Source organism: Parasedimentitalea marina (genome assembly GCF_004006175.1).
In the GTDB taxonomy this organism is placed as follows: Bacteria; Pseudomonadota; Alphaproteobacteria; order Rhodobacterales; family Rhodobacteraceae; genus Parasedimentitalea; species Parasedimentitalea marina.
In genome coordinates, this window is record NZ_CP033219.1 from 646,936 (window position 1) to 670,344 (window position 23,409).

General features: G+C 55.3%; 25 protein-coding genes. 17 read left to right on the forward strand and 8 right to left on the reverse strand.

Annotated elements, in window-relative coordinates:
* Positions 1-60: 60 nt before the first annotated feature.
* Positions 61-990, forward strand: coding sequence for an alpha/beta hydrolase (locus tag EBB79_RS03205; RefSeq protein WP_164860737.1), 930 nt, complete (start codon positions 61-63; stop codon positions 988-990).
* Positions 991-1,104: 114 nt separating this feature from the next.
* Positions 1,105-2,130 carry an MBL fold metallo-hydrolase gene (locus EBB79_RS03210; RefSeq protein ID WP_127747553.1) on the forward strand — a complete coding sequence of 342 codons (1,026 nt, stop codon included), beginning with the start codon at positions 1,105-1,107 and terminating at the stop codon, positions 2,128-2,130.
* A 52-nt stretch (positions 2,131-2,182) separates the two neighbouring features.
* Here EBB79_RS03210 and EBB79_RS03215 read toward each other — a convergent pair whose 3' ends face one another.
* The 3 genes from EBB79_RS03215 to EBB79_RS03225 form a co-directional block, all read right to left on the reverse strand.
* The gene (locus EBB79_RS03215) at positions 2,183-3,238 is read right to left on the reverse strand and encodes a YeeE/YedE family protein (protein ID WP_127747554.1); all 1,056 of its coding nucleotides are present in this window, start codon (positions 3,236-3,238) and stop codon (positions 2,183-2,185) included.
* Between the two features lie 45 nt (positions 3,239-3,283).
* Complete coding sequence (locus EBB79_RS03220; RefSeq protein WP_127750855.1) at positions 3,284-3,619, reverse strand: ArsR/SmtB family transcription factor; 336 nt, start codon at positions 3,617-3,619, stop codon at positions 3,284-3,286.
* Between the two features lie 66 nt (positions 3,620-3,685).
* Positions 3,686-4,054 (reverse strand): thioredoxin domain-containing protein, encoded by a 369-nt coding sequence (locus tag EBB79_RS03225; RefSeq protein WP_127747555.1) that lies wholly within the window; start codon positions 4,052-4,054, stop codon positions 3,686-3,688.
* 70 nt (positions 4,055-4,124) lie between these two features.
* Between EBB79_RS03225 and EBB79_RS03230 the strand changes: the two genes are divergently transcribed.
* Positions 4,125-4,865, forward strand: a complete 741-nt coding sequence (locus tag EBB79_RS03230; protein ID WP_127747556.1) for a cytochrome c biogenesis CcdA family protein — start codon at positions 4,125-4,127, stop codon at positions 4,863-4,865.
* A 470-nt stretch (positions 4,866-5,335) separates the two neighbouring features.
* Here EBB79_RS03230 and EBB79_RS03235 read toward each other — a convergent pair whose 3' ends face one another.
* Complete coding sequence (locus EBB79_RS03235) at positions 5,336-6,397, reverse strand: YeeE/YedE family protein (protein ID WP_127747557.1); 1,062 nt, start codon at positions 6,395-6,397, stop codon at positions 5,336-5,338.
* A 288-nt stretch (positions 6,398-6,685) separates the two neighbouring features.
* Between EBB79_RS03235 and soxX the strand changes: the two genes are divergently transcribed.
* The 9 genes from soxX (at position 6,686) to hemA (ending at position 14,726) form a co-directional block, all read left to right on the forward strand.
* Positions 6,686-7,138: a sulfur oxidation c-type cytochrome SoxX gene (soxX, locus tag EBB79_RS03240; RefSeq protein WP_127747558.1), complete on the forward strand. Its 453-nt coding sequence runs from the start codon at positions 6,686-6,688 to the stop codon at positions 7,136-7,138.
* Between the two features lie 32 nt (positions 7,139-7,170).
* Entirely contained in the window at positions 7,171-7,593 is a 423-nt protein-coding gene (gene soxY / locus EBB79_RS03245) for a thiosulfate oxidation carrier protein SoxY (protein ID WP_127747559.1), read from the forward strand.
* A gap of 20 nt (positions 7,594-7,613) precedes the next feature.
* Entirely contained in the window at positions 7,614-7,943 is a 330-nt protein-coding gene (soxZ, locus tag EBB79_RS03250; protein ID WP_127747560.1) for a thiosulfate oxidation carrier complex protein SoxZ, read from the forward strand.
* Between the two features lie 28 nt (positions 7,944-7,971).
* Positions 7,972-8,808: a sulfur oxidation c-type cytochrome SoxA gene (soxA, locus tag EBB79_RS03255; protein ID WP_127747561.1), complete on the forward strand. Its 837-nt coding sequence runs from the start codon at positions 7,972-7,974 to the stop codon at positions 8,806-8,808.
* 96 nt (positions 8,809-8,904) lie between these two features.
* A complete protein-coding gene (gene soxB, locus EBB79_RS03260) occupies positions 8,905-10,608 on the forward strand; it encodes a thiosulfohydrolase SoxB (RefSeq protein ID WP_127747562.1) in 1,704 nt (567 codons plus the stop codon).
* 31 nt (positions 10,609-10,639) lie between these two features.
* Positions 10,640-11,923: a sulfite dehydrogenase gene (soxC, locus tag EBB79_RS03265; protein ID WP_127747563.1), complete on the forward strand. Its 1,284-nt coding sequence runs from the start codon at positions 10,640-10,642 to the stop codon at positions 11,921-11,923.
* A complete protein-coding gene (locus EBB79_RS03270) occupies positions 11,907-12,932 on the forward strand; it encodes a c-type cytochrome (RefSeq protein ID WP_127747564.1) in 1,026 nt (341 codons plus the stop codon). Before soxC ends, EBB79_RS03270 begins: the two co-directional genes overlap by 17 nt.
* A gap of 106 nt (positions 12,933-13,038) precedes the next feature.
* Positions 13,039-13,488: a DUF302 domain-containing protein gene (locus EBB79_RS03275; protein WP_127747565.1), complete on the forward strand. Its 450-nt coding sequence runs from the start codon at positions 13,039-13,041 to the stop codon at positions 13,486-13,488.
* Entirely contained in the window at positions 13,488-14,726 is a 1,239-nt protein-coding gene (hemA, locus tag EBB79_RS03280) for a 5-aminolevulinate synthase (RefSeq protein WP_127747566.1), read from the forward strand. Before EBB79_RS03275 ends, hemA begins: the two co-directional genes overlap by 1 nt.
* Positions 14,727-14,790: 64 nt before the next feature.
* Here hemA and EBB79_RS03285 read toward each other — a convergent pair whose 3' ends face one another.
* The 4 genes from EBB79_RS03285 to EBB79_RS03300 form a co-directional block, all read right to left on the reverse strand.
* The gene (locus EBB79_RS03285; RefSeq protein ID WP_127747567.1) at positions 14,791-15,735 is read right to left on the reverse strand and encodes an MBL fold metallo-hydrolase; all 945 of its coding nucleotides are present in this window, start codon (positions 15,733-15,735) and stop codon (positions 14,791-14,793) included.
* A gap of 2 nt (positions 15,736-15,737) precedes the next feature.
* Entirely contained in the window at positions 15,738-16,658 is a 921-nt protein-coding gene (locus tag EBB79_RS03290; protein WP_127747568.1) for an MBL fold metallo-hydrolase, read from the reverse strand.
* Positions 16,659-16,941: 283 nt separating this feature from the next.
* Positions 16,942-18,072, reverse strand: coding sequence for a Gfo/Idh/MocA family protein (locus tag EBB79_RS03295; RefSeq protein WP_127747569.1), 1,131 nt, complete (start codon positions 18,070-18,072; stop codon positions 16,942-16,944).
* A gap of 10 nt (positions 18,073-18,082) precedes the next feature.
* Complete coding sequence (locus EBB79_RS03300) at positions 18,083-18,793, reverse strand: GntR family transcriptional regulator (RefSeq protein WP_127747570.1); 711 nt, start codon at positions 18,791-18,793, stop codon at positions 18,083-18,085.
* A 102-nt stretch (positions 18,794-18,895) separates the two neighbouring features.
* On the opposite strand from EBB79_RS03300, the gene EBB79_RS03305 reads away from it, so the two are divergent.
* From EBB79_RS03305 to EBB79_RS03325, 5 genes are read left to right on the forward strand one after another with little or no spacing between them, the layout of a single operon-like run.
* Entirely contained in the window at positions 18,896-20,050 is a 1,155-nt protein-coding gene (locus EBB79_RS03305; protein WP_127747571.1) for an LLM class flavin-dependent oxidoreductase, read from the forward strand.
* The gene (locus EBB79_RS03310) at positions 20,050-20,940 is read left to right on the forward strand and encodes an aldo/keto reductase (protein ID WP_127747572.1); all 891 of its coding nucleotides are present in this window, start codon (positions 20,050-20,052) and stop codon (positions 20,938-20,940) included. Before EBB79_RS03305 ends, EBB79_RS03310 begins: the two co-directional genes overlap by 1 nt.
* Complete coding sequence (locus tag EBB79_RS03315) at positions 20,940-21,455, forward strand: flavin reductase family protein (protein WP_127747573.1); 516 nt, start codon at positions 20,940-20,942, stop codon at positions 21,453-21,455. Before EBB79_RS03310 ends, EBB79_RS03315 begins: the two co-directional genes overlap by 1 nt.
* 47 nt (positions 21,456-21,502) lie before the next feature.
* The gene (locus EBB79_RS03320) at positions 21,503-22,096 is read left to right on the forward strand and encodes a TRAP transporter small permease (protein WP_127747574.1); all 594 of its coding nucleotides are present in this window, start codon (positions 21,503-21,505) and stop codon (positions 22,094-22,096) included.
* The gene (locus EBB79_RS03325) at positions 22,096-23,385 is read left to right on the forward strand and encodes a TRAP transporter large permease (RefSeq protein WP_127747575.1); all 1,290 of its coding nucleotides are present in this window, start codon (positions 22,096-22,098) and stop codon (positions 23,383-23,385) included. Before EBB79_RS03320 ends, EBB79_RS03325 begins: the two co-directional genes overlap by 1 nt.
* Positions 23,386-23,409 lie beyond the last annotated feature (24 nt).

Consider the following 23,409-nt stretch of genomic DNA (forward strand, 5'->3'; position numbering starts at 1 on the left):
TTTTGTGGAAACGGAAAACCATGCCAGACTGCCTGCATTGGATCAAAAGGAGATTGGCAAATGGCACTTTTTTTCTCGCGCCGTACTTACAATTCACAAAAGAAAAAATTCACCAACAACCCGTCCGCAGTCACGCGCTACGTCAATATCACAGAGCAAACCCCCGATGGAGATATCCGAAAAGGGAGTATTGTAAGTCAGGATGATTGGCTGGAACTTGTGCGCCAAGACGGTGGCGACAATGGTGTTCTCATTTATGTTCATGGGTTTAATACCTCGCAAAAAGATATGTTGGACCGTATGGCCAAGATCGAGGCAGGGTTGAAGTCCAATGGCTACAAGGGGGCTGTGATCGCCTTTGACTGGCCAAGCGACGGTACAATTTTCACCTATGACAGAGACCGTTCAGATGCCAAAAAGGTTGCACCGCACCTTGTGGGAGATGGGATTTTGCCGCTGTTGAGCATGTCTCCAAAACCCAAAATTAACCTCATTGCCCACTCAATGGGGGCCCTTGTTGTTTTGCGTGCGTTTTCCGATTTCGGGGATTCTGCTGGTTCAGGCAATGAAGTCTGGGGCACAGAGCAGGTCATGTTTGCCTCGGGTGATGTGGATTCAACTTGGCTTGAAAAAGGGGCCTGGGGCAGTTTGGTTCTGAAGCAACGCAGCAAACGCTTCACTAACTATTACAGTGGCCGGGACCGGGTACTGGCGCTTTCAGACGGTGTAATCAATGGCGGCCGCGATCGGGTGGGGCATGAAGGTATGCCGAAACTCACCGCAAAGGGACATTGGGATATCTACTGCAACGAGCAATATCTGCGCGATGTCCCTAAGGCCAAGCAGACGATCACGTATTCACATCGCTGGTGGTTCGACAACGATGGGTTTTACGAAGATCTGGCGCTGACTATCGGCGGCGATGATGATGCGCAGGATATGCCCACCAGACGTAAAACCAATATTACCGATCTGGCGCTGCTGACTTAGGGTGCTTCGCCAGTTGTCGCCAAGTCTTTTGGGTCCCATCCAACAGGCGTATGGCTGCAATTAGAAACGTCTGGATGAGCTGTTTCCAACAGCTTGAAAATGGTCTGAAACTTGATGGAAAATTACATTTCCAAGCACATAATTCGAGTGGCGTTCTTAGTATTGAGTGTTCTGGTCACCCTTGGCGGATGTTCGGAGCCGATCAAGAAATACCACAGCAAAAGACTGTTCTTGGCCCCAGATGCCGAGAGCAGTAATGCCGGTCTCCGATTGTTTTGGTCGGGCGCCGCATCCGTTGTTATTGACGACGGAACACACTCGGTTCTGATTGATCCCTTTGTTTCGCGCCAGGAAAACAGTGTCTTTGATATTGTATTCCGGCGTGACGCTGTTGTTGCAGAGTGTCGCATCAATGAAAGAGTCAAACGGCCTGAAATCGCGCGAGCCAAGACAATACTTGTTGGTCATTCGCATTACGACCACAGCCTTGATGTCGCTGAATTTGCCAGGCTTACAAAGGCGCAAGTCTTCGGATCACTCAGCACACAGCGTATTCTAAGGGCCCATGATCATACGACGGCCACCAGAGTAACCGCCAACGATGTGCTGGAAAAAGACGACGTCGATGGCCGTTTCAAAATCACCGTTTTTGCCAGCAAGCACGGCAACCCCCCAGTCTGCCTAGAGCCTTTTGGTTGTCTCAATCCGCTTGCAGATACGGTGCCAGACTCATTTGAACTGCCTGCCGCTGTGACTGAATACGGCGAGGGCGAAGTCTATGCGTTTTTTGTTGAGCATAAGTTTGGCAATGTTCTTCATGTCGGAAGTGCCGGCGTGATGTCCGGGACGCTGGACCACCTCAAAGGCCAAGTTGATGTCGTGTTATTGTCTCTGGTGGGCCGTGGCCCTACCGAGGCGTTTCTTAAAAACATCGTCGCAGCCGTCAATCCGGACTACGTCATCCCCATACATTTCGACAACCTCTTCCGGTCGCTAGACGCAGAAACACGCGTTGCCAAAATCGCAAAGCTTAGCGAGTTTTTTGAAGTGATGGAGCGTGATTACCCCAATGTAAACACAGGGGTAATTCCGTTTGATGAGCCTTGGAACCTGCCACATCGTGGGGCCAGTGACGGCTGATCAATAATTGGGCCACCTCGCCATTTTCACAGTTCCAGATGGCTCTGAATGGTCAAATTGACGGTGTAAATCCTAGGATCAATTGTCGCAGACCCAGTGCGGCGCCGCCCATGATGCATATCAACGTGAGGGGTGCGCTGTAAGACAACACAGAAAATGCAGACAGTCCTTGGCCGACGCTGCAGCCAACCGCGACTACGGCCCCTATACCCATTAAGGCAGCCCCAAGGATTTGTCGGCGCAGCTCGCGGGGGTCATCGCAGGCTTCCCATCTGAAATGGCCCTTATACAGGCTGCCGATCAAAGCACCGATCAACACACCAGCAACGGACCCTGTCCCAAAGCTGATAGAGTTGCCTGACGAGGTCATGAGATACAGCATTGTCTCGCCAATAGGCGCTGAGAATGTGTGGGTGACGACAGGGGTGGCGTCAAACCCGTTGCTGGCAATCCAATGCGTTCCGGCCCACCCGGATACAATGGCCAAACCAGCAACGGCCCCCCAAAACATATGGCTGGCTGAATGCCGCAATGCTTTGTTCGCAAGCGTCAATACAAGAATAATAGCCCCGATCGCTATGCCTGTTACCTCGGTTGAAGCTCCTGTCAGCGGGGCTGCCAGATGGGCGAGTGTTGGGAAATTGGTTGCCTGCTCTGACGCGCCAAACAGCCAGATGCGCAGGGTGGATAATGGCCCACCCAAGGTCACGTAAGCGGAAATACCCATCACCAAAACAATCAGCAGCGAGCGCAAATCACCGCCGCCGACCCGGGCCAAAGCGCCGTAACCGCAGTTGCCGGCAAGCGCCATGCCATAGCCAAACAAAAGCCCGCCAACTATGCTTTCCAGCGGGTTCCAGTCTCGCGAAAGATACAGTGTTTGGCTGAGATCCAGCAGACCCGCGGCAGACAGTGCGAATGTACCCATAACAGACAGGCCAATCGCGATCCCCCACATCCGCAGACGCAGGGTATTCTCGCCGTAAAAAAGATCCTCTATTGCACCTAATGTGCAGAACCGGCCAATGCGCGCAGCAAGGCCCAGTAGGACGCCGCCCACCAGACCGACAAGGGCGACAAGTACAGGTTCAGAGATCAGATCAAGCATCGTCGCGTACCATTCCGTCCTTTGCGACAGCACTGAGCGTTGTGTTTAGTCGCCGCGACAGAACAAATCGTAGACCACTTCCATGATTTTCTTTGGGCGGTCATCTGTCAAGCTGTAGTAGATGACCTTGCCGTCGCGCCGAGGCGTCACCAGCCCTTCCAGCCGCAGCCGGGACAGCTGTTGTGATACCGCAGCCTGTCGGGCTGAAAGAAGGTTTTCAAGCTCGGTCACCGACTTCTCGCCCGAGGCGAGATGGCACAAAATCATAAGCCGTCCCTCGTGACTGATCGCCTTGAGGAAATAAGAGGCTTTCATGGCATTGTCTGCCATCTTGTCCATGTCTTCGGCACACATGTTGCCGTCAAATACTGGCAGGCCCATCTGGTTCTCTTTCTCTAGAAATGTATCAGCTGACACCGTCACATCGTTCATATTCATATACGAAGGTTATTCTGATACATCAATGTTTGCATCCGACAGCATTTGTCCCAACAACCCCCAGAAGAAATCCTCTCCGGGATACCCTTCGATCCTGGAGGCCTCTTGCCCGTCCACCATCAGGACAAAGGTCGGCGTGAAATTTAACGACCGGCTAAAGGTCAAATCATCGGGTCTTGCAGCATGTATATCCATGCGCCGAAGCGGGGCGGTTTTGCCCTCAGTGGTCTTTGGATAGATATGTGCGATTTCGTCGTTCCACCGGGCGCACCAGACACAACCTTTTTCTTCTACCATCACCAAAACGGTATCAGCGGCAGCGACAAATGCCGAGGAAACAAGCAGCGCCGTGCTGAAAATGATGAGACGGAGTGACATGCGAAATTGACCTTTGCTTAACAAACAACGTAATATGAATATTTGAATTATACAAGGGAGGCTGCCGGATATGATGGAAATTACGCTGGCAGGTGCTGCCTTTGCAGGCATTCTGTCTTTTTTGTCGCCCTGCATCCTGCCCATCGTACCGTTCTATCTCAGTTACCTAGCGGGTGTGGGCATGAATCAGATCTCTGCCGAGGCGCAGATTGACGGCAAAACGCGCAGGCGTGCAGTGCTTGCGGCCTGTTTCTTTGCGGCTGGCGTGATCACGATTTTCATGGGTCTAGGGGCAGCGGCAACTGCGTTCGGACAGGTTGTCCGAGAATACTTCGACATTTTGCGATGGGTTGCGGCGGCCATCATCATTGCGATGGGCCTGCATTTTCTAGGGATCATTCGGATCGGCATTCTATATCGGCAATTGCGGGCTGATGCGGGCAACACCTCAAACGTCAGCCTCATGGGGGCCTATGTTATTGGCCTGGCTTTTGCATTCGGCTGGACCCCCTGCGTCGGACCGGTTCTGGCGGCGATCCTGTTCACCGCAGCAGGTGCCGAGACGGCCTCGACCGGGGCGGGGCTGCTGTTTGTCTATGGATTGGGAATGACTGCGCCGTTTGTGCTGGCTGCGTTTTTCATCGGTCCCTTTATGCGGTGGATGTCAAAATTCCGCAGGCATCTTGGGACCATCGAAAAGATCATGGGGGCCATGCTGATCATTTTCGGGCTGCTGATAGCCACAAATTCAATGAACTACATTGCGCTATGGATGCTGGCTATCGCGCCGGATATTGGTGTTCTGCGCTAATTTGGAGCGCACAATATGAGAGGTCATCAATGGGGCGCGCCTTGGGTTTTGAGTATTTGTAGAAAAAGTGAAGCCTTCAGTTCGGTGAGCTGTTATTCTCGTTGTGCCAATTACACATAATGCAACGCGCTCAGGGAAACTGACGGTCCGGCACAGGTGTTGCGCAGGCAGCGCTCGGTTGGTTTACGCAGAAGTCGTGCCGCTGTGGCAGAGTGATCTGTAATCGCGATTATCGCCTGGACTGACACCCCAGGCACTTGAAGCAGGGCTCCGGCAGAACCGGGGCGCGCAGAGACAACGTTTAGCACACGGGACTGATCTCCCGTCCGATTTCGCTTTGGCGGTACCGCCTCTTGTAACACGTCTTAGTTTACACTGCCGAACAACCCTCAATGGAACTGCCAAAACTGGCAAGGCAACAGTCTTGGCGGTGGCTTTGCCTGCGCGCCTTTCCGCGGGGGAGGGAGGGTTTACACGGTTTGGGTTGCGCCAGTTTGGTCCACCAGCCAATCGGTCACCACTGCGCCAATCCACATGCAGAACAAGGCCAGCCAGGCGGTGCCGACAAAGATCGATCCTCCGGTGACGCCCGCTCCAATGGCGCAGCCGCCCGCCAGCATCCCGCCAAAGCCCATCAGCGCTGCACCGGTCATTGCCTTGCGCATGGTCGGAGCATCGTCAAAGGCCTGAAATTTCAGCTCCCCCGCCAGAGCGGCGGCAACAAGGGCTCCGACAAATACGCCGAACACCAGGCCCACGTCAAATTCCAACACCGCACCGCGTTCGAGAAAGAACATCAGTGTATTGGCCGAGGGGCCGGTGAAAGTGGCGCTTTCGACCTGCACCGGATCAAAGGCCACCAAGCTTAGCGAATAGGTCAGCACCCATCCCATGGCCACTGCAAAGCCAACACCTGAGGCAAACATCAGGCGTGCGGCGCCGATGTTGTTGCGACGGGCAAGGACCAGGGCCAGTGCCGCAATACCCATACCGATGAGCAGGCCAGAATGGTCAGGCAACCCAATTGCCGCAAGCAGATCCATATTGCGGCCGCCGCTGGTAACCCAGAGCCCGGCCAGTTGGTTTCGTACCGGGGTCAGGATGCCGGACAGGCTCATCTGTGCCACCACCGCAAAGATCAATCCCGACACCACCGAGCGCAGATTGCCAGTGGCCGCAAGCACCAACAGCCGCCCCGAGCACCCCCGCGCGAGCACCATGCCGATGCCAAAAACCAAACCGCCAATCACCGCCCCTGACCAACTGCCGGGCACTGCCATCATCCGGGCGCTGTCAGCATCCATCAGCCCCATCATTTGCGCGCCCTGCACCCAGACCAGCGCCGTCGAGAAGGTCAGCAGCCAAACGGCGACGCTGCCTTGCATTTTGCGACGGGCAAATTCCACAGTTGCCGCGCGCAGGCAAAACCGAGAGCGTTGGGCCGAGGCTCCAAAAAACACGCCGGTGAGCACTCCGAACAGGGCAGCGGTAGGGGCCTCGCCGATTCGCTCAACCAAGGTTATCAGGTCCATGATATGCTCCAGTAAATTCACACATTGCGATATGTACTGCGCAAATGCCAGATCAACATTGATGCAGATCACATGCACATCAGCATCTGGTTTTGCTCCATCCCGGACGCAGGCCCAGGGGCGAGAGAGGCCCAATGGGCCAGTATATTGCGGGCTGTTTTGGATGGAAAATCTACGGGCAAATCCTGGGTCTGAACAAATACAATAATTCATGTAAGTGAATTTGTTGTTGCGTCATCACAGTTTCGTGCGCTACGGTATGCCGAAATGCAGTGTTTGGGAGGACGCATGAGGATCATCGGTATATCAATCGCAGTGGCGGGTTTGCTGGCAAATCCATTGGCCGCTGAGCCCGTGGCTCCAAACGACGTCAAATACGAAGACGGCGTGGTTTCGGCCTCTTTGACAGGCGTTCCCGGGGACCCGGCAAACGGCCGTGACGTTTTCAAGAACAGAAAACAGGGCAATTGTCTGGCCTGCCATGTCAACGCAGACATGCCTGAGGAATCGTTCCACGGCGAGGTCGGTCCTGAAATGACCGGCGTTGCAGATCGTTGGGAAGCGCAAGAGCTTCGTGCGATCGTGGCCAATTCCAAAATGGTGTTCGAAGACAGCATCATGCCGGCGTTCTATAAGGACACGGGATTCGAACGCACGCTCGAAAAATTTGAAGGTCAGAGCATTCTGACCGCACAGCAGGTCGAAGATGTCATCGCCTATCTCCAGACCCTAACAGAATAATAATTGACCCAGACTCCATGGGAGGAATTGAAATGGACCTAACACGTCGAAAAGCGCTTGCGCTGGGCACTGGTACACTTGCCGCGGCTATGCTGGCTGGCCTTCCGGCATTTGCGTCACTGACAGATGATGCGATTGCCGCCATGACCGGCGGAGCGGATATCACTGAGGGTGGTATCGATCTGACCGCACCAGAAATTGCGGAAAACGGCAACACTGTCCCGGTCGAAGTATCGGCCCCCGGTGCGGTTGAAATCGCCCTGTTCGCATCCGGTAACCCAACACCGGCTGTTGCGACCTTTAAATTCGGGCCGCTTGCTGGGTCTCGTTCCGGATCAACCCGTATCCGTTTGGCGAAGACACAGGATGTCGTTGCGATTGCCAAAATGGAAGACGGTTCATTCCGCAAGGCAAGCGCCACCGTAAAAGTAACAATCGGCGGCTGCGGCGGCTAACTCAAACGAGGAGAACAACTATGGCTTCTGGTGTAAAACCTCGTGTCAAAGTTCCAAAAACGGCTGCGGCCGGTGATGTCATCACCATCAAAACTCTGATCAGCCACAAGATGGAATCTGGTCAGCGCAAAGGCGATGACGGCAACCTTATTCCGCGCTCGATCATCAACCGTTTCACGGCGGATTTTAATGGGCAGAATGTCATTGACGTGACCATTGAACCTGCCGTTTCGACAAACCCGTACTTCGAATTCGAAGCCTTGGTCCCCGAGGCCGGCGAATTCCAGTTTACCTGGTACGACGATGACGGGTCAGTCTACGAAACAGCGAAAAAAATCGCAATCGGCTGAGGTCGGACAGTTTAGGGAGGACGACCGAATGAAAGCGATAAAAGTACTGGTAAGTACGGCATGTTTCATGGGGATGGCAGTCAGTACCCATGCGGATGAAACCGCGGCACTATCTATTGAGGGGCAGGATTTCACAATCCAGGCTGCAGCCCCGGCACATGCGGAAAACCTTGATGAAGTGACATCAGGCTGGATCTATCGTGCAAGGGAAACGCAGGCTCTGCAGCTTGATGATTTTGACAATCCTGGATTTGTCTTTGTCGATCAGGCCATTGATTCCTGGAACGAAGTCGACGGGACCGAAGATAAATCCTGCGCGTCGTGCCATGAAAATGTCGAGGACTTTGCAGGCCTGCGGACCACATTGCCGCGTGTCGAAGACGGTAAGGTAGTCACCATGGAGGATCTGGTGAACAGCTGCCGTACCGAGCAGATGGGGGCCGAACCTTGGAAGTATTCAGGCGCTCAGATGATTGGCATGACAGCCTTGATCGGGTTGCAGTCACGTGGCCTGCCGATGAACGTCGCAATTGACGGCGAAGCTGCGGAATTCTGGGAACAGGGCAAAGAGCTTTATTACACCCGCGTTGGGCAGCTGGATATGTCCTGTTCCAATTGTCATGAAGACAATTATGACACCATGATCCGCGCGGATCACCTTAGCCAGGGTCAGACCAATGGGTTTCCGACCTACCGTCTAAAGAACGCCAAGCTGAATTCTACTCATGGTCGTTTCAAGGGCTGTATGAAGAATATCCGGGCGCAGCCTTACAAGGTTGGTGGTGACGAATTCAAATCGCTCGAGCTGTATATTGCATCGCGCGGTCAGGGGCTTTCTGTTGAAACGCCTTCGGTTCGGAACTAAAAACAATTCAAGGCCCCAATGCCGATTGGCGTTGGGGCTTTTCCACATCAAAACGAATTCATATATGCGTATATGTCTGATAAGCTAGGGACCACTATGATATCTCGCCGCGATTTTATGCAAACCAGCATGGCAGCAGCTGCGCTTTATGGGGCATCCGGGTTTGGAAATTGGGCGCGGGTCGCCGCGCAACAATCGCTGACACAAGATAAACTGTTAGAGTTTGACACCTTCGGCAACGTATCCCTGATCCACATCACCGACATCCATGCGCAGCTAAAGCCGATCTATTTCCGCGAGCCCTCGGTCAACATCGGGGTTGGGGGAAACAAAGGCGCGGTGCCCCATGTTACCGGTGCCGACTTTCGCAAGCTCTATGGCATCGATGACGGCAGCCCATCGGCCTATGCGCTAAGCCACAGTGATTTCTCGTCGCTTGCGCAGGCCTATGGCCGCGTGGGTGGACTAGACCGTGTCGCGACCGTCATCAACTCGATCCGTGCCGCGCGTCCGGACGCCTTGCTGTTGGACGGCGGCGATACATGGCATGGCAGCTATACCTGCCATCAGACGGCCGGTCAGGACATGGTCAACGTTATGAACGCGCTAAAGCCTGACGCGATGACGTTCCACTGGGAATTCACGCTTGGCTCAGAGCGGGTGAACGAGATTGTCGAAGGTCTGCCATTCGCGGCGCTGGGCCAGAACATCTTTGACGCCGAATGGGACGAGCCAACCGAGCTGTTCCCGCCGTATAAATTCTTTGAAAGCGGTGGCGTGAAGGTCGCTGTGATTGGCCAGGCCTTTCCCTATATGCCAATCGCCAACCCCGGCTGGATGTTCCCCGAATACTCGTTTGGTATTCGCGACGAGCGGATGCAGGAAATGGTCGATGAAGTCCGTGCCAAAGGGGCCGAGCTGGTGGTTTGCCTAAGCCATAACGGCTTTGACGTTGATAAGCAGATGGCAGGTAAGGTGAGCGGGATTGACGTGATCCTGTCTGGCCACACCCATGACGCACTGCCGGAACCTGTTTTGGTCGGCGACACCATTATTGTGGCGTCCGGCTCAAACGGGAAATTTGTCAGCCGTGTCGATCTCGATGTGCGCAACGGCCGTATGATGGGCTTTCGTCATAAACTGATCCCGATCTTCTCGGATGTGATCACTCCCGACCCTGAGGTGGCACAGCTGATCGATGATCAACGCGCGCCTTACATGGACACGCTAAGCGAAGTCATTGGCCAGACGGCAGATGACCAGACCCTGTACCGTCGTGGCAACTTTAACGGCACATGGGATGATCTGATCTGCGACGCGCTGATTTCTGAACGTGACGCGGATATTGCCCTGTCGCCCGGTGTGCGCTGGGGGCCGTCTATCTTGCCGGGACAGGACATCACCCGTGAAGACATCTGGAACGTCACTTCGATGAGTTATGGCGAGGCCTACAGGACTGAAATGACAGGTGAGTTCCTGCATGTGGTGCTGGAAGACGTTGCCGACAACCTGTTCAATCCCGACCCCTATTATCAGCAGGGCGGCGATATGGTGCGCGTTGGTGGTCTTGGCTACCGGATCGATGTCACCAAGCCGCAGGGCAGCCGCATCACCGAGATGACATTGCTCAAAACCGGAGAGGTCATTGATCCGTCCAAGACCTATCAGGTTGCCGGCTGGGCCTCGGTCAATCAAGGCACCGAAGGTCCGAAAATCTGGGACGTGGTCGAGGCGCATATCGCCAAACAAGGCACCATTTCGCTTGATCCAAACAACAGTGTGAACGTGGTCGGAGCCTAGGCTCGGCACTCACAAGTAAGAGGCATCTGATATGTCAGATAAAGACAACGAATTGGTCAGCTCCCGGCGCGCCTTCCTTGGGGGGGCGGTGGCGGCCGGGGCAGGGGCTCTGACAACTGGCGCTGCAAAGGCGCAAACAGCTGATCCACTGATCACCGAGATCCAGCCCTGGGCACAGGGGTTCGGCGATGGTGTGGATGCGGTGCGCTATGGGTTGCCAACCGAACACGAAGGCGACGTGATCCGCCGCAACGTGGAATGGCTGACCGCCGATACCGTCAGCTCTATCAACTTCACCCCGATCCACGCCTTGGATGGCACCATCACCCCGCAAGGTTGCGCGTTTGAGCGGCATCACTCGGGTGCGATTGATCTGAAGAAGGACGATTACCGCCTGATGATCAACGGCTTGGTGGATACTCCGCTGGTGTTTAGCTACGCTGATCTGGAGCGGTTCCCGCGTGAAAACCACGTCTATTTCTGCGAATGTGCGGCCAATACCGGTATGGAATGGGCCGGCGCACAGCTGAACGGCGCACAGTTCACCCACGGTATGATCCACAACATGGAATATACCGGCGTGCCACTGCGCACGCTGCTGGAAGAGGCCGGCCTTGATACGACCGGCGACCTGTCGGGCAAGTGGGTCTTTGTCGAAGGCGCTGATGCCTCGTCAAACGGGCGTTCGATCCCGATGGAAAAGGCGCTGGATGACGTGTTGGTCGCCTTCAAGGCCAATGGCGAGGCGCTGCGCAAGGAACATGGTTATCCGGTACGGCTGGTTGTTCCCGGTTGGGAGGGCAACATGTGGGTCAAATGGATCCGCCGTATCGAGGTGATGGACGGCCCTGTTGAGAGCCGCGAAGAGACCAGCAAATACACCGATACACTGGAAGACGGCACCAGCCGCAAGTGGACCTGGGAGATGGACGCGAAATCAGTTGTGACCAGCCCCAGCCCACAGGCGCCGATCAAACATGGCACCGGGCCTTTGGTGATCACCGGTTTGGCATGGTCCGGCCGCGGCGCGATCACCCGTGTGGATGTGTCCAAAGACGGCGGCAAGAACTGGGAAACGGCGCGGCTAGCGAAGCCGGGCGAGAAGATGGCGCTGACGCGGTTCTATCTTGATACCGACTGGGACGGTTCCGAGATGATGCTGCAATCGCGCGCCATGGATGACACCGGATATGTGCAACCCACCAAGACGCAATTGCGCGAAGTGCGTGGGCTGAACTCGATCTATCATAACAACTGTATCCAAACCTGGCTGGTGCGATCTAACGGTGAGGCAGAAAATGTCGAAGTTTCTTAAATCAACAGCTTTGGCTTTGGCGGTTTCACTGATCGCAGCCCCGGCGATTGCGGGTAAGTTTGGTCTGGGTCGCACGGCGCTGCCAGAGGAAATTGCCGCATGGGATGGCGACATCAGCCCCAATGGCACCGGGTTGCCGGTTGGATCAGGCGATGCGCTGGTCGGCGAAGAGATCTTTGCCGATAAATGCGCATCCTGCCACGGTGATTTTGCCGAAGGCATCGGCAACTGGCCCAAGCTGGCAGGCGGGGCAGATACGCTGAACCATGATGACCCGCTAAAGACCGTTGGCTCCTATTGGCCGTATCTGACAACCACCTTTGACTACATCAAACGCTCTATGCCCTATGGCGATGCCGGTAGCCTGCCGGATGATGAAGTCTATGCCATTGTGGCCTATATCCTGTATTCCAATGATCTGATTGAGGATGATTTCGTTCTTTCAAACGAGACGTTTTTTGACGTTGAGATGCCGAATGCGAACGGGTTCATCGTCGATAACCGGGCTGAAACGGAATATGTCCAATGGACGGGTGAGCCCTGTATGCAGGACTGCAAAGACGTGGTCGAAGTGACCATGCGGGCGCTGGTCTTGGATGTGACTCCTGATCAAGCTGGAGCTGCCGAGGAAGAGGTCGCTGAAACAACTGAAGTTGAAGTGGATGAGGTGGCGATTGATGCAATCGACGCTGAACTGGCTGCTGCCGGTGCAAAGGTATTTAAGAAATGCAAAGCCTGCCATCAGGTTGGTGACGGCGCCAAGAACCGCACAGGGCCAATTCTGACCGGCATCGTCAATGGTGCGGCTGGCGCGGTTGACGGCTTTAGATACTCAAAACCACTGACCAAGGCGGCCGAAGGTGGATTGATCTGGACCGAGGCAGAGCTGGCGGCCTTTCTGGCGAAACCAAAAGCCTACCTGAAGGGTACAAAAATGTCCTTTTCTGGTCTAAAGAAAGAGACCGATCAGGCCGCAATCATCGAATACCTCCGGTCGTTCGGAAGTTAAACAGGGGGCGGACTATGCTGCCCCAGACCCTTGCAGTGGGCATTGCGGCAAGGGTTTCACGATCACATAATCGCAGCACATGCGCTGGCAATAAGGGAGTGAAACTATGAAATCATTTTTGTTTGGCGGCGTGTTGGCTGTGGCGGCGATAGCGACCACGGCGGGGCTTGCGATCGCGGATGGTACGTCGACGGTCCATACATACGACGGCAGCTTTGACGATGCAGCATTCAGCCTGGAAAGCGCGATAATCGGCAAAGGCCTGAATATCGATTACGTCAGTCATGTCGGGGATATGTTAAGCCGGACAAAGCAGGATGTGGGCAGCGATATCACGCTGTTTGACAATGCCGAGATCTACATTTTTTGCTCTGCGGTTCTGTCACGCAAGATGATGGAGGCCGACCCCATGAATATTGCCCATTGTCCCTACGGTATATTTGTTGCGGATCGCGAAGGTCAGGTCATGGTCGGATACCGAAACTACCCTGAGGGCCCGATGCAAGAAGTCCAGTCCCTGCTGGCTGAGATCGTTGAAGAGGCGCTGGAGGAGTAATGGATTACCAAGGGTTTTTCAAAGACGCGCTGGACGATTTGCGCGAGCAAGGCAACTATCGCATTTTTGCAGAGCTTGAACGCCATTGTGGCGCCTTCCCAAAGGCAACATCACGTGGTGCCAATTCTGCCGGCGAGAATGCACTGGATGATGTGACGATCTGGTGTTCGAATGACTATCTGGGGATGGGGCAAAACCCCAAAGTTCTGGCCGCAATGCATGCTGCGCTGGATCGCTGTGGCGCGGGGTCTGGTGGCACCCGGAACATCTCGGGCACCACCCATGATCACGTGTTGCTTGAAGCGGAACTGGCGGACCTGCATGGCAAAGAGTCTGCGCTGTTGTTCACCTCGGGCTATGTGTCGAACTGGGCTGCATTGGGGACGATTGCGGGCCGCATTCCGGGCTGTGTCGTGCTGTCGGACGCCCTGAATCATGCGTCGATGATAGAGGGTATCCGCCATTCAAAAGCCGAGCGGATGGTCTGGAAACATAACGACCTCGAGGATCTGGAGGCAAAGCTGGCCGCACTGCCGCTGGACTGTCCAAAACTGATAGCCTTTGAAAGCGTCTATTCCATGGACGGGGATATCGCGCCAATCGCGCAGATTTGCGATCTGGCGGACAAGTATAACGCCATGACCTATCTGGATGAGGTTCACGCGGTCGGCCTGTATGGTCCAAGGGGGGGCGGTATTGCCGAACGCGACGGTCTGATGGATCGATTGACGGTGATTGAGGGCACCTTGGGCAAGGCCTATGGTGTTGTTGGTGGCTACATCGCCGCCTCGGATGAGCTGTGCGATTTTGTGCGTAGCTTTGCCAGCGGGTTCATTTTCACCACGGCGTTGCCACCGGCGATAGCCGCGGGGGCCGCGGCCTCTGTTCGTCATCTCAAGCAAAGCACTGTTGAACGCGACATGCAAAAATCCAACGTTGCAAAAGTGCGGGCGAAACTTGAGCAGGTGGGCATTCCACATGTGACCAACGCCAGCCACATCATTCCGGTGATGGTCGGCGATCCGGTTAAATGCAAATTCATCTCGGATGTTTTGCTAAAAGACTATGGTGTCTACATTCAGCCCATCAATTATCCCACTGTTCCCAAAGGGACCGAGCGGCTGCGCATCACGCCCTCTCCGGTGCATTCGGATCGCGACATCGACCACCTGATCACCGCGCTTGGTGAATTGTGGGAGCAGTGCCGGCTTGCACGGCAACCGATCGCCGCACAGTAGCCACTGGCTAAACGGTAAAACCGCCAATCAGAAAAGGATCTGATTGGCGGTTTTATCAAACGGCTTATTCGAACTCCATCTGCTCATAGACCCGGCCTGCGTTTTTGGTTGCAAGCTCTTCGAAGGTATCCAGATTGGCATAAGGCGACTGATCGACATAATAGGCATCCGCCAGGTCGCCATCATTTTCCAGATGGGCGCCGATCTGGGCGCGCAAATAGACCAAGTAGTCACGGGTGTAACGGCGCACCTGATCCATATTGGTGGGATGCCCGTGTCCGGGAATGACATAGGTGGCGTTTAGCGGTTCAAATGCGCTGTCCCATGTCTCGATCCAATCGGCGGTCATTGTATGCTCAAAAATCGGCAGCATACGTTCGTGGAAGGCCATATCCCCGGCAACGACCAGGCTTTTCTCGGGCAGCCAGACGACAATGTCTCCGGGACTATGCGATGGGCCAAGGTAGCGGGCTTCGATCTGCACGCCGCCCATTTCAACCACATATGCGTCTTCAAATGTCTGAGTTGGAAGAGCGACAGTGGTTTTGTCCGCCTTCTCCATGACCCGTGCTTGCGCTGCCCGCAGGGATTGGCCGCCGTGGTTTTCGAATTCAGCGGCGGCGTCTGTGTGGGCTACAATTTCAACACCCTGATCCGCCCAGTATGAGTTGCCAAGCATGGCGTGGCCCTGACCGTTTTCGTTGAACACCAGCTTTACCGGTTGATCCGTCACAGCCCTGATTTCACGGTGCAGCGCCTCGGCCAGTTGGTAAGAGGCCCCGCCGTTGATCACCACAACACCGTCACTGGTGACGATGAAGCTTAGGTTATTGTTGTGACCGGCATTTTCATAGGTTGGTGGCGCTGTTGCGCCAATCGCCGAGAACACACCCGGGATCACTTCGTAGGGTTTGGAATACAGGACCGAGCCGGGATACTGATCGGCGATGTCTTCGCTGGCAAAGGCAGGGGAGGCGAGCAGGGCAAGCGCAAGGATGGAGTGTTTCATTATTATGCCTCCGCCACAAAGGCATAGCCGTCAGACATCTTGTCAACATAGCCGATGCCATTGCCTGTCAGGTGATATCCGATCACCCGGGTTTTTTCATGTGACAGCTGATCCATCAATCGGGTACGGGTTGCGGCCGCTGTTTCGGGGGCCTGATCTGAGCCCGATGCCCAACCGGGTTTCGCAAAGGCGATATGGTCGTTGCCGATGCTGTCGCCAAGGATCATCACCGCCTCAGTTCCATTGCGGATTTCCAGCGCCATGTGACCTGGCGTGTGTCCAACTGAAGCGCGCGCGGCGATGCCCGGCATGATTTCCTCGCCGTCGCCAAACATGGTGATCTGATCTTCGATCATCGACAACCTGCGTTGTGCGCCAACCGCGAAAGAGGCCCGCGATTCACCAACCGCATCTATGGTGTTCGGATCCATCCAGTAGTCCCATTCTTTCTTGCCGATCATGTAGCTGGCGTCCGGAAAGAGGGGATCGTCAAAATCATCCAGCAGCCCCCACAAATGATCCGGATGTGCATGAGTAAAGATGATGTCGGTCACATCTTCCGGTGTCACACCCAGGGCCGCTAGTGAGGTCAAGAGAATACCGGAATTTGGTGAGAAATCCGGACCGGAACCAACATCAAACAGAACCGTCCGATCCCCTTGCCGCAGTAAGGTGACATTACAGGGCGGGGTCAGAACCTCGGCAGACTGCCCGTATCGGTCGAGAATGGGCAATAATTCATCCCTGGGCATCGGATCAAAAATAAAGCCGCCCGGAAGTGTCAGTGATCCATCGCTGACAACATCAATCTTGATGTCGCCCATAGCGATTTCTGCGTGAGCCGATCCGGATTGCAAGCCGAGTGCAGCGCCAGCCGTCAATGCAGCGCTGCCCGCAAGAAAATTTCTTCTGGGTAACTTCATCACTCTCTCCATTTATTCTTCTATTCGAATATGTATTATTGTTCCCTCTGGGGCAAGGCTTTCGGTCTGTGCCAGACACTGCGGCACGGTCGTGCCTTTCGGACCCGTCAGCCCTCCGACCGGATGCAGTTACGGATATTGCCCATCCCTGTCCGTTTTGGAAAAATCACCAAAACGAGTCATTTAGGTTTGTGGGTTAGATCTGGTGCAAGCCATTGGAGAAATAGAGACATCTGCAACGATGATCCAACCGGTGAAGGCCCGACGCCAATCCTGCCAAGTGTTACGGTTTGGGGAACAATGGAAAGTGCCCGTTTGAATCCACGTTCACGGGTTGGCCTGAAAGAGCTGACTGCTGGGCAGCCATTCCCATTGCCACAGCTTTCCAACCGTCGCTTAGGCTGACCTCTGGGTCTGGCTGGAGGCCACGGACAAGTGCAAGAAAGCCTTTGTGCTGGTAGAATGTCGATCCGTTGTGATCCCCGGCCTCTAACAGGGTGGCGTCCACGGGGATTTCGCGCAGTTCCGGCCCCTTGGGTGACCTTGGGCTGATGATCAACTTCGGAGTAGGCGCCGCACCCAGATGATCTGGCCAGAACCGACCCGGGCCGGGAACCAGGGCTTCGACTTTACCATGTGGTCCAACAGCCGAAATTTCTTCCTGATAGCGCGCGCCTTCGGCAAACATGCAGAGTTCCAGCATTGCTCGCGACCCGTTGGCGAAGTCGACGATGACATAGCCATTGTCCAGAATGTCTGGGGTCCTGTCGTCATAGGTTTCATCCAGATGGTTCACCGACTGGCTTGCAGAGGCCATGATCCGGACCGGTTCTGATTTCAGGACCAGACGCATCAGGTCGAAGAAGTGGCAGCATTTTTCGACGAAGGTGCCACCAGTCTTGGCATTAAAGCGATTCCAGTCGCCGACTTTCTCGAGAAATGGAAAGCGATGCTCGCGAATGGTCAGCATCGCAACACCTCCGGTCGCCACATCCGCTTCCTTCAGCAGGGCCGCGATGGGCGGCATATAGCGATACTCCATCGCTACCCAGACAGGGGCAGAATACTCTGCGCGGAACTGTTCCAGGCGGGCGGCATCCTTGGGATCAGTGAACAGTGGTTTTTCCACCAGGATCGGTAAGGGCCGCAGTGCCTTGATGTGTTCCAGCTGTTCCATGTGGCAAAAGTTGGGGCTTACAATGAGCAGGCAATCCAGCTCGGGCACAGCCAGGAGCGCGGCAAGAGACGAAACAAACACCGCATCAGGGGCCAGCACATGGGCCTTGGCTGCCATTTCAGAATCAGGCTCGTATATGGCGGCCACCCGGGTGTTGGGCAGCAGGGCGATATTGCGCAGGTGTTCCTGGCCCATCATACCGCAACCGATAATGCCATAGTTGATAGTGTCGGGCATGCCCAATTCCTTATTTCAGGCGCTGCACATAGAGCGCATTGTCTGTGTCAAACCAAGTGCGGGAAAATTCGACGGGATTCGGTCTGTCTGACCAGCTCAACCGTTCGATGTAACCCGTGACGGTGCCGGGTTGCAGAGGGAAAGCCCTGGGTGACCAGTCGGGGACAGATCCGATCCCGACACGGTCTTCGGCGCGTGATATCCAGAACCCGAGCTGCTTCTGATAATAGTGATATAGCGAATCTGATATCGCTTCGAGGCGTACTTCGCCAGAGTCGGCATCAAGCCAGATCTCTTCCACGGCAATGATTGTATTATTGAGATAGCGCAAACGGCGGATGCGTGCGCCACTGGAAGAGGTGCCAAATTCGGGCAGATCTGCGGGTTTCTCGACTGTTTCCAGCTCCAGGATATCAGCCCTTGGCAATCCGCCGCCTGCCAGGAGTTCCAGCCGGAACATTGCGTAGACGCTGGCCTCAACATTGCCGTGGCGGATGTAGTTACCTGATCCGTGTACCCGCTCTAATAGCCCTTTGTTTGTTAGCTCTTTCAGCGATTTCCGCAGGGTTCCAACGGATATCCCCAGCTGATTGGCCATGTCTCGTTCGGGGGGCAGTCGCTCTCCGTCCAATAGGCGGCCGGCAGCAATGTCGCGGATCAGCAACTCGCTGATCTGCACGTATTTTGGCAGTGCGGTTGTTGTCTGATTTGTCGGGGACATTTTATGCGTCAGCCTGTCACAGGGAAAATTGATACACTATTGATCTACATCATTGTGGGTGCTACGCAAGATGAAAGTGGAAGTGAGTGCAGGAGAATTTGGATGACCGTCGTTCCAGTAACATCAGCTGATTTGGATGCCGCAGAGGTTTCGTGGTTTGCTGCGCTGTGTTCCGATGATTACCAATTTCTGGGCGTTCCTGAGGGCGATCTGCGATCCTCGTGGGAGCATTGTTCGGACATCGTAAAAACCGCCGAGTCGCAGGGCTTTCGCAATGTCCTTTGCCCGTCTTCCTATCAGGTGGGGCAGGATACGTTGTCCTTTGTGGCGGGCTGTGCGCCGATCACGGATAAGATCAACATGTTGGCCGCCGTGCGCTGTGGAGAGGTGCAGCCGATCATGCTGGCGCGCACCCTTGCCACGCTGGATCACATGCTGAAGGGGCGGTTGACGGTGAATATCATCAGCTCGGACTTTCCCGGTGAAAAGGCTGACAGTGCCTATCGCTATCAGCGGTCCCGCGAAGTTGTCGAAGTGCTAAAGCAAGCCTGGACGCGTGATGAGATCAATCATCAGGGCGAGGTCTATACCTTTCAGGGCCTGACCACAGATCCGGTGCGCCCATATCAAACAGGCGGCCCGTTGCTGTATTTTGGTGGCTACTCTCCCTCAGCGCTGGAACTCTGTGGTGAACATTGTGATGTTTATCTGATGTGGCCGGAAAAAGAAGACGAGCTGGCCGGCCGGATGAAAGCGGTCCACGCAGTTGCCGAGAAATACGGCCGGACACTGGATTATGGTCTGCGTGTGCACATGATCGTTCGGGATACCGAAAAAGAAGCGCAGGAATACGCTGAGTATATCGTGTCAAAACTGGACGACGACTATGGCCGGAAGATCCGCGAGCGGGCTTTGGATGCGACCTCGCTGGGGGTTAGCCATCAGTCCAAGAACCGCGACGTTGCGGATGAGTATGGCTATATCGAGCCGAACCTCTGGACTGGGGTTGGCCGGGCGCGGTCTGGATGCGGCGCGGCGCTGGTTGGATCAACTGATCAGGTGATGTCCAAGATAGAAACCTATCAGAAAATGGGCATGCGGGCGTTTATCTTTTCGGGATACCCCCACATCGAAGAGGCCAAGCATTTTGGGGCTCGTATCCTGCCAAATCTGAAAACCTGTTCGCTGCCGCATGAGTACGGCCGCGTCCCAACTGATATGCCTGCGACACCGCTGGGCAATGGAGTACGTCGCTGATGGAACGCGTAAAATTCTCGTCTGATTTGTCGATGAGCCGTCTGGTTTACGGCATGTGGCGTATTGGTGATGATGCCGATACATCACCCGCCCATGTCCAAGCGAAAATCCAGTCTTGTCTGGATCAGGGCATCACCAGTTTTGATCAGGCCGATATCTATGGCGACTACAGTGCCGAGGCTGTTCTGGGGGGCGCGCTGCGCAACAACCCGGGTCTGCGCAATCAAATGGAAATCGTGACCAAATGCGCGATTGTCGCACCCTGCGGCCGTTACTCGGATGTTGCGGTTAAACACTACGACACTTCGCGCCTGCATATTGAAAAATCTGTCGAGCTGTCGCTGCGCGAGATGGCCATTGATCACGTTGATGTGCTGTTGATCCACCGCCCCGATCCCTTCATGGACCACCATGAAACCGGTGCCGCCCTGGACGGGCTGGTGACCAGCGGCAAGGTTCGGGCCATCGGCGTTTCGAATTTTCGCCCGTGGGATTTCGAGCTGCTGCAATCGGCGATGTCTGCTCCGCTGGTGACCAACCAGATCGAAGTCAGCCTGGGTGAGATTTCATCCTTCACCAACGGTGATCTGGCGTTCCACCAAAGGCTGGGACAGCATCTGATGGCCTGGTCACCGCTGGGTGGCGGGGCCTTGATTGGGGCCGAAGGGGCGATGGGCGCGCTGCTGGACGAAATCGCCGGTGAGAACGGTGTCGATCGCAGTGCAGTGGCAGTGGCCTGGCTGCTGGCGCACCCCGCGAAATTGCTGCCGGTTCTTGGAACCAATAATCTGGAGCGCATTGGCCGAATTTCCGATGCGCTGAAGGTCAATATGGACCGTGTCACCTGGTTCCGCCTTTATGAGGCCGCTTTAGGTGGTGAGGTCGCCTGATGCCGGATGGGGCGATGGATATGCCGGTGACGTTTGCACCTGAAGCGGGCAACGCACGTCAGTTGCGGGATGCTTTTGGCCGGTTCGCCACTGGCGTCACCGTGGTGACAGCCCCAAGCGAGGACGGCCCTGTTGGGATTGTCGTCAACAGTTTCTCTTCTGTCTCATTGGACCCGGCGCTGGTGCTTTGGGCACCAGCCAAAACGTCGCGCCGGTTTCGGTATTTCGCGGCAGCGAAACACTACGCCATTCATGTTCTAAGCGCCGACCAGACCGAATTGTGCCAGGGTTTTGGCAAAAACGCCCATGCGTTTGACGACATTATACATCACCTCAACGCGCAGGGCGTGCCGTTGATCGAGGACTGCCTGGCCCGTTTCGAATGTACCAAAACAGCCGCATATGACGGCGGCGATCACATGATTGTGGTCGGCAGAGTTGATCAGGCCGAAATGCGGGATGGGGATGCACTGACATTTTACGCAGGGAAGTTTGGGCAAGCAGCACAGACGTAAACACGGACACTGGGAAGAGGATCCCGGTGTATTAAAGGGAGAGCCAAATGGGAGGACTGTTGGCGGTGCTAGCGCCGATTAGCATGGTAAACGCTCAGCTGTTAAAGCTTGGGCGTGCAATCGGCATTGTGGCCGTGGCGCTGATGGTTGTGTCGATCCTGGTGCAGGTCTTTTTCCGTTATATCTTGAACAGCGCGTTACCCTGGCCGGACGAAGCGGCGCGCTTTTGCATGTTGTGGATGACGGGCCTGATGGCGCCAACTGCATTTCGGCAAGGTGGGTTTGTGGCCATTGATATGTTGGCCGTCGCACTGCCGCGCATCGCCAGTCAGATATTGTCACTTGTACTGCTGACAGTGACGCTGCTGGTGCTGGTTGTCGCCGTGAAAATCGGCTGGGGCGAGGTCACTGGATTTGGCGGTCGCTTTGCCACTGCCTCGCTATATGTTCCAATCTCATTTGGCTTTGACGACTGGCTGCGGGTTCCCCGGTCGTGGATGATGGCCTCGTTGTTGGTCGGGGTGATCCTGTTGGTCATGGTCAATGTCGAGCTTATCTTGCGCGCGATCGTAAGACTTCTTGGTGGTGGCGATCATTTGCCGGACCTTTCAGACCCCTCTAGCGCAGTAGGAGCTGACTGATGCTGATATGGTTTCTGCCTGTCTTTCTGATCTTCCTGATGATTGGCCTGCCGGTGTTTTTTGGCCTGCTGGCCGCGCCGGGCCTGCTGCTGTATCTCAACGGTCAGGAACGCGACATCACGTTGCTGTACCGCAATGTTTACAATGGCATGGACAGCTTTCCGCTGATGGCGATCCCGTTTTTCATGCTGGCCGGCGAGCTGATGAACAAAGGCGGCATCACCATGCGTCTGGTCGAGTTTGCCCAGGCATTGATGGGGCACTTACGTGGCGGTTTGGCGCATGTGAACATCCTGTCGTCGATGCTGTTTGCCGGGCTGTCCGGCTCGGCAGTGGCCGATACCTCGGCCTTGGGCAGCATGTTGATCCCGGCGATGGAGAAACAGGGGTACAGCCGAAAGTTCTCGGCTGCGATCACTGCGGCCAGCTCGGTTATTGGGCCGATCATTCCGCCATCGGGCATCATGATCATCTATGCCTATGTCATGGGCGAAAGCGTCGCGGCGCTGTTTCTGGCGGGCATCGTTCCGGGTATTCTGGTTGGTGTTGGTCTGATGCTGGTGGTCAAAGTGATGGCCGACAAATACGACTTTCCGGTTGCCAGCAAGAAATCCACCTGGCCGGAACGGGGCAGGGCGTCGCTAAAGGCGTTTTTCCCTTTGATGACCCCAGTGATCATTCTGGGCGGTATTCTGGTCGGCGTCTTCACCCCAACAGAGGCCGCCGCTGTCGCCGTTGCCTATGCATTGTTCATTGGTTTCTTTGTGATGCGCACCCTGACGATCAGCGAGATTCCTGCAATTCTAAGCAAAGCCGGGCTGATCTCCTCTGTGGTGCTGCTGTTGGTCGGCGCGGCGATGGCATTTAAAACTGTTGTCAGCCTGAGCCATGCGCCGGAACAGCTGGCCTCGTTCATTTTGTCCCTGTCCGAGAACCCCCTGATCTTGTTGTTCCTGATAAATCTTTTGTTGTTTGTCGTGGGGATGTTCCTGGATGCCGGCCCGGCGATCATCATTCTGGGGCCGATCCTGGGGCCAATCTTTGTCGATCTGGGTGTTGATCCGATCCACTTTGCCATCATCATGAGCGTCAACCTAACGGTCGGTCTCGCAACGCCGCCGATGGGCTTGGTGCTGTTTGTTGCCTCGGCGGTGTCCGGAGAACGGGTCGAGGCCATTGCCAAAGCCATTCTGCCGTTTCTGCTGGTTGAAATTCTGGTGATCTTTTTGATCACCTACGTCCCCGCCATTTCCATGACAATCCCGCGCCTGACCGGGTTTGCGAACTAACTAAGTATAATAAGTATAAAAGGG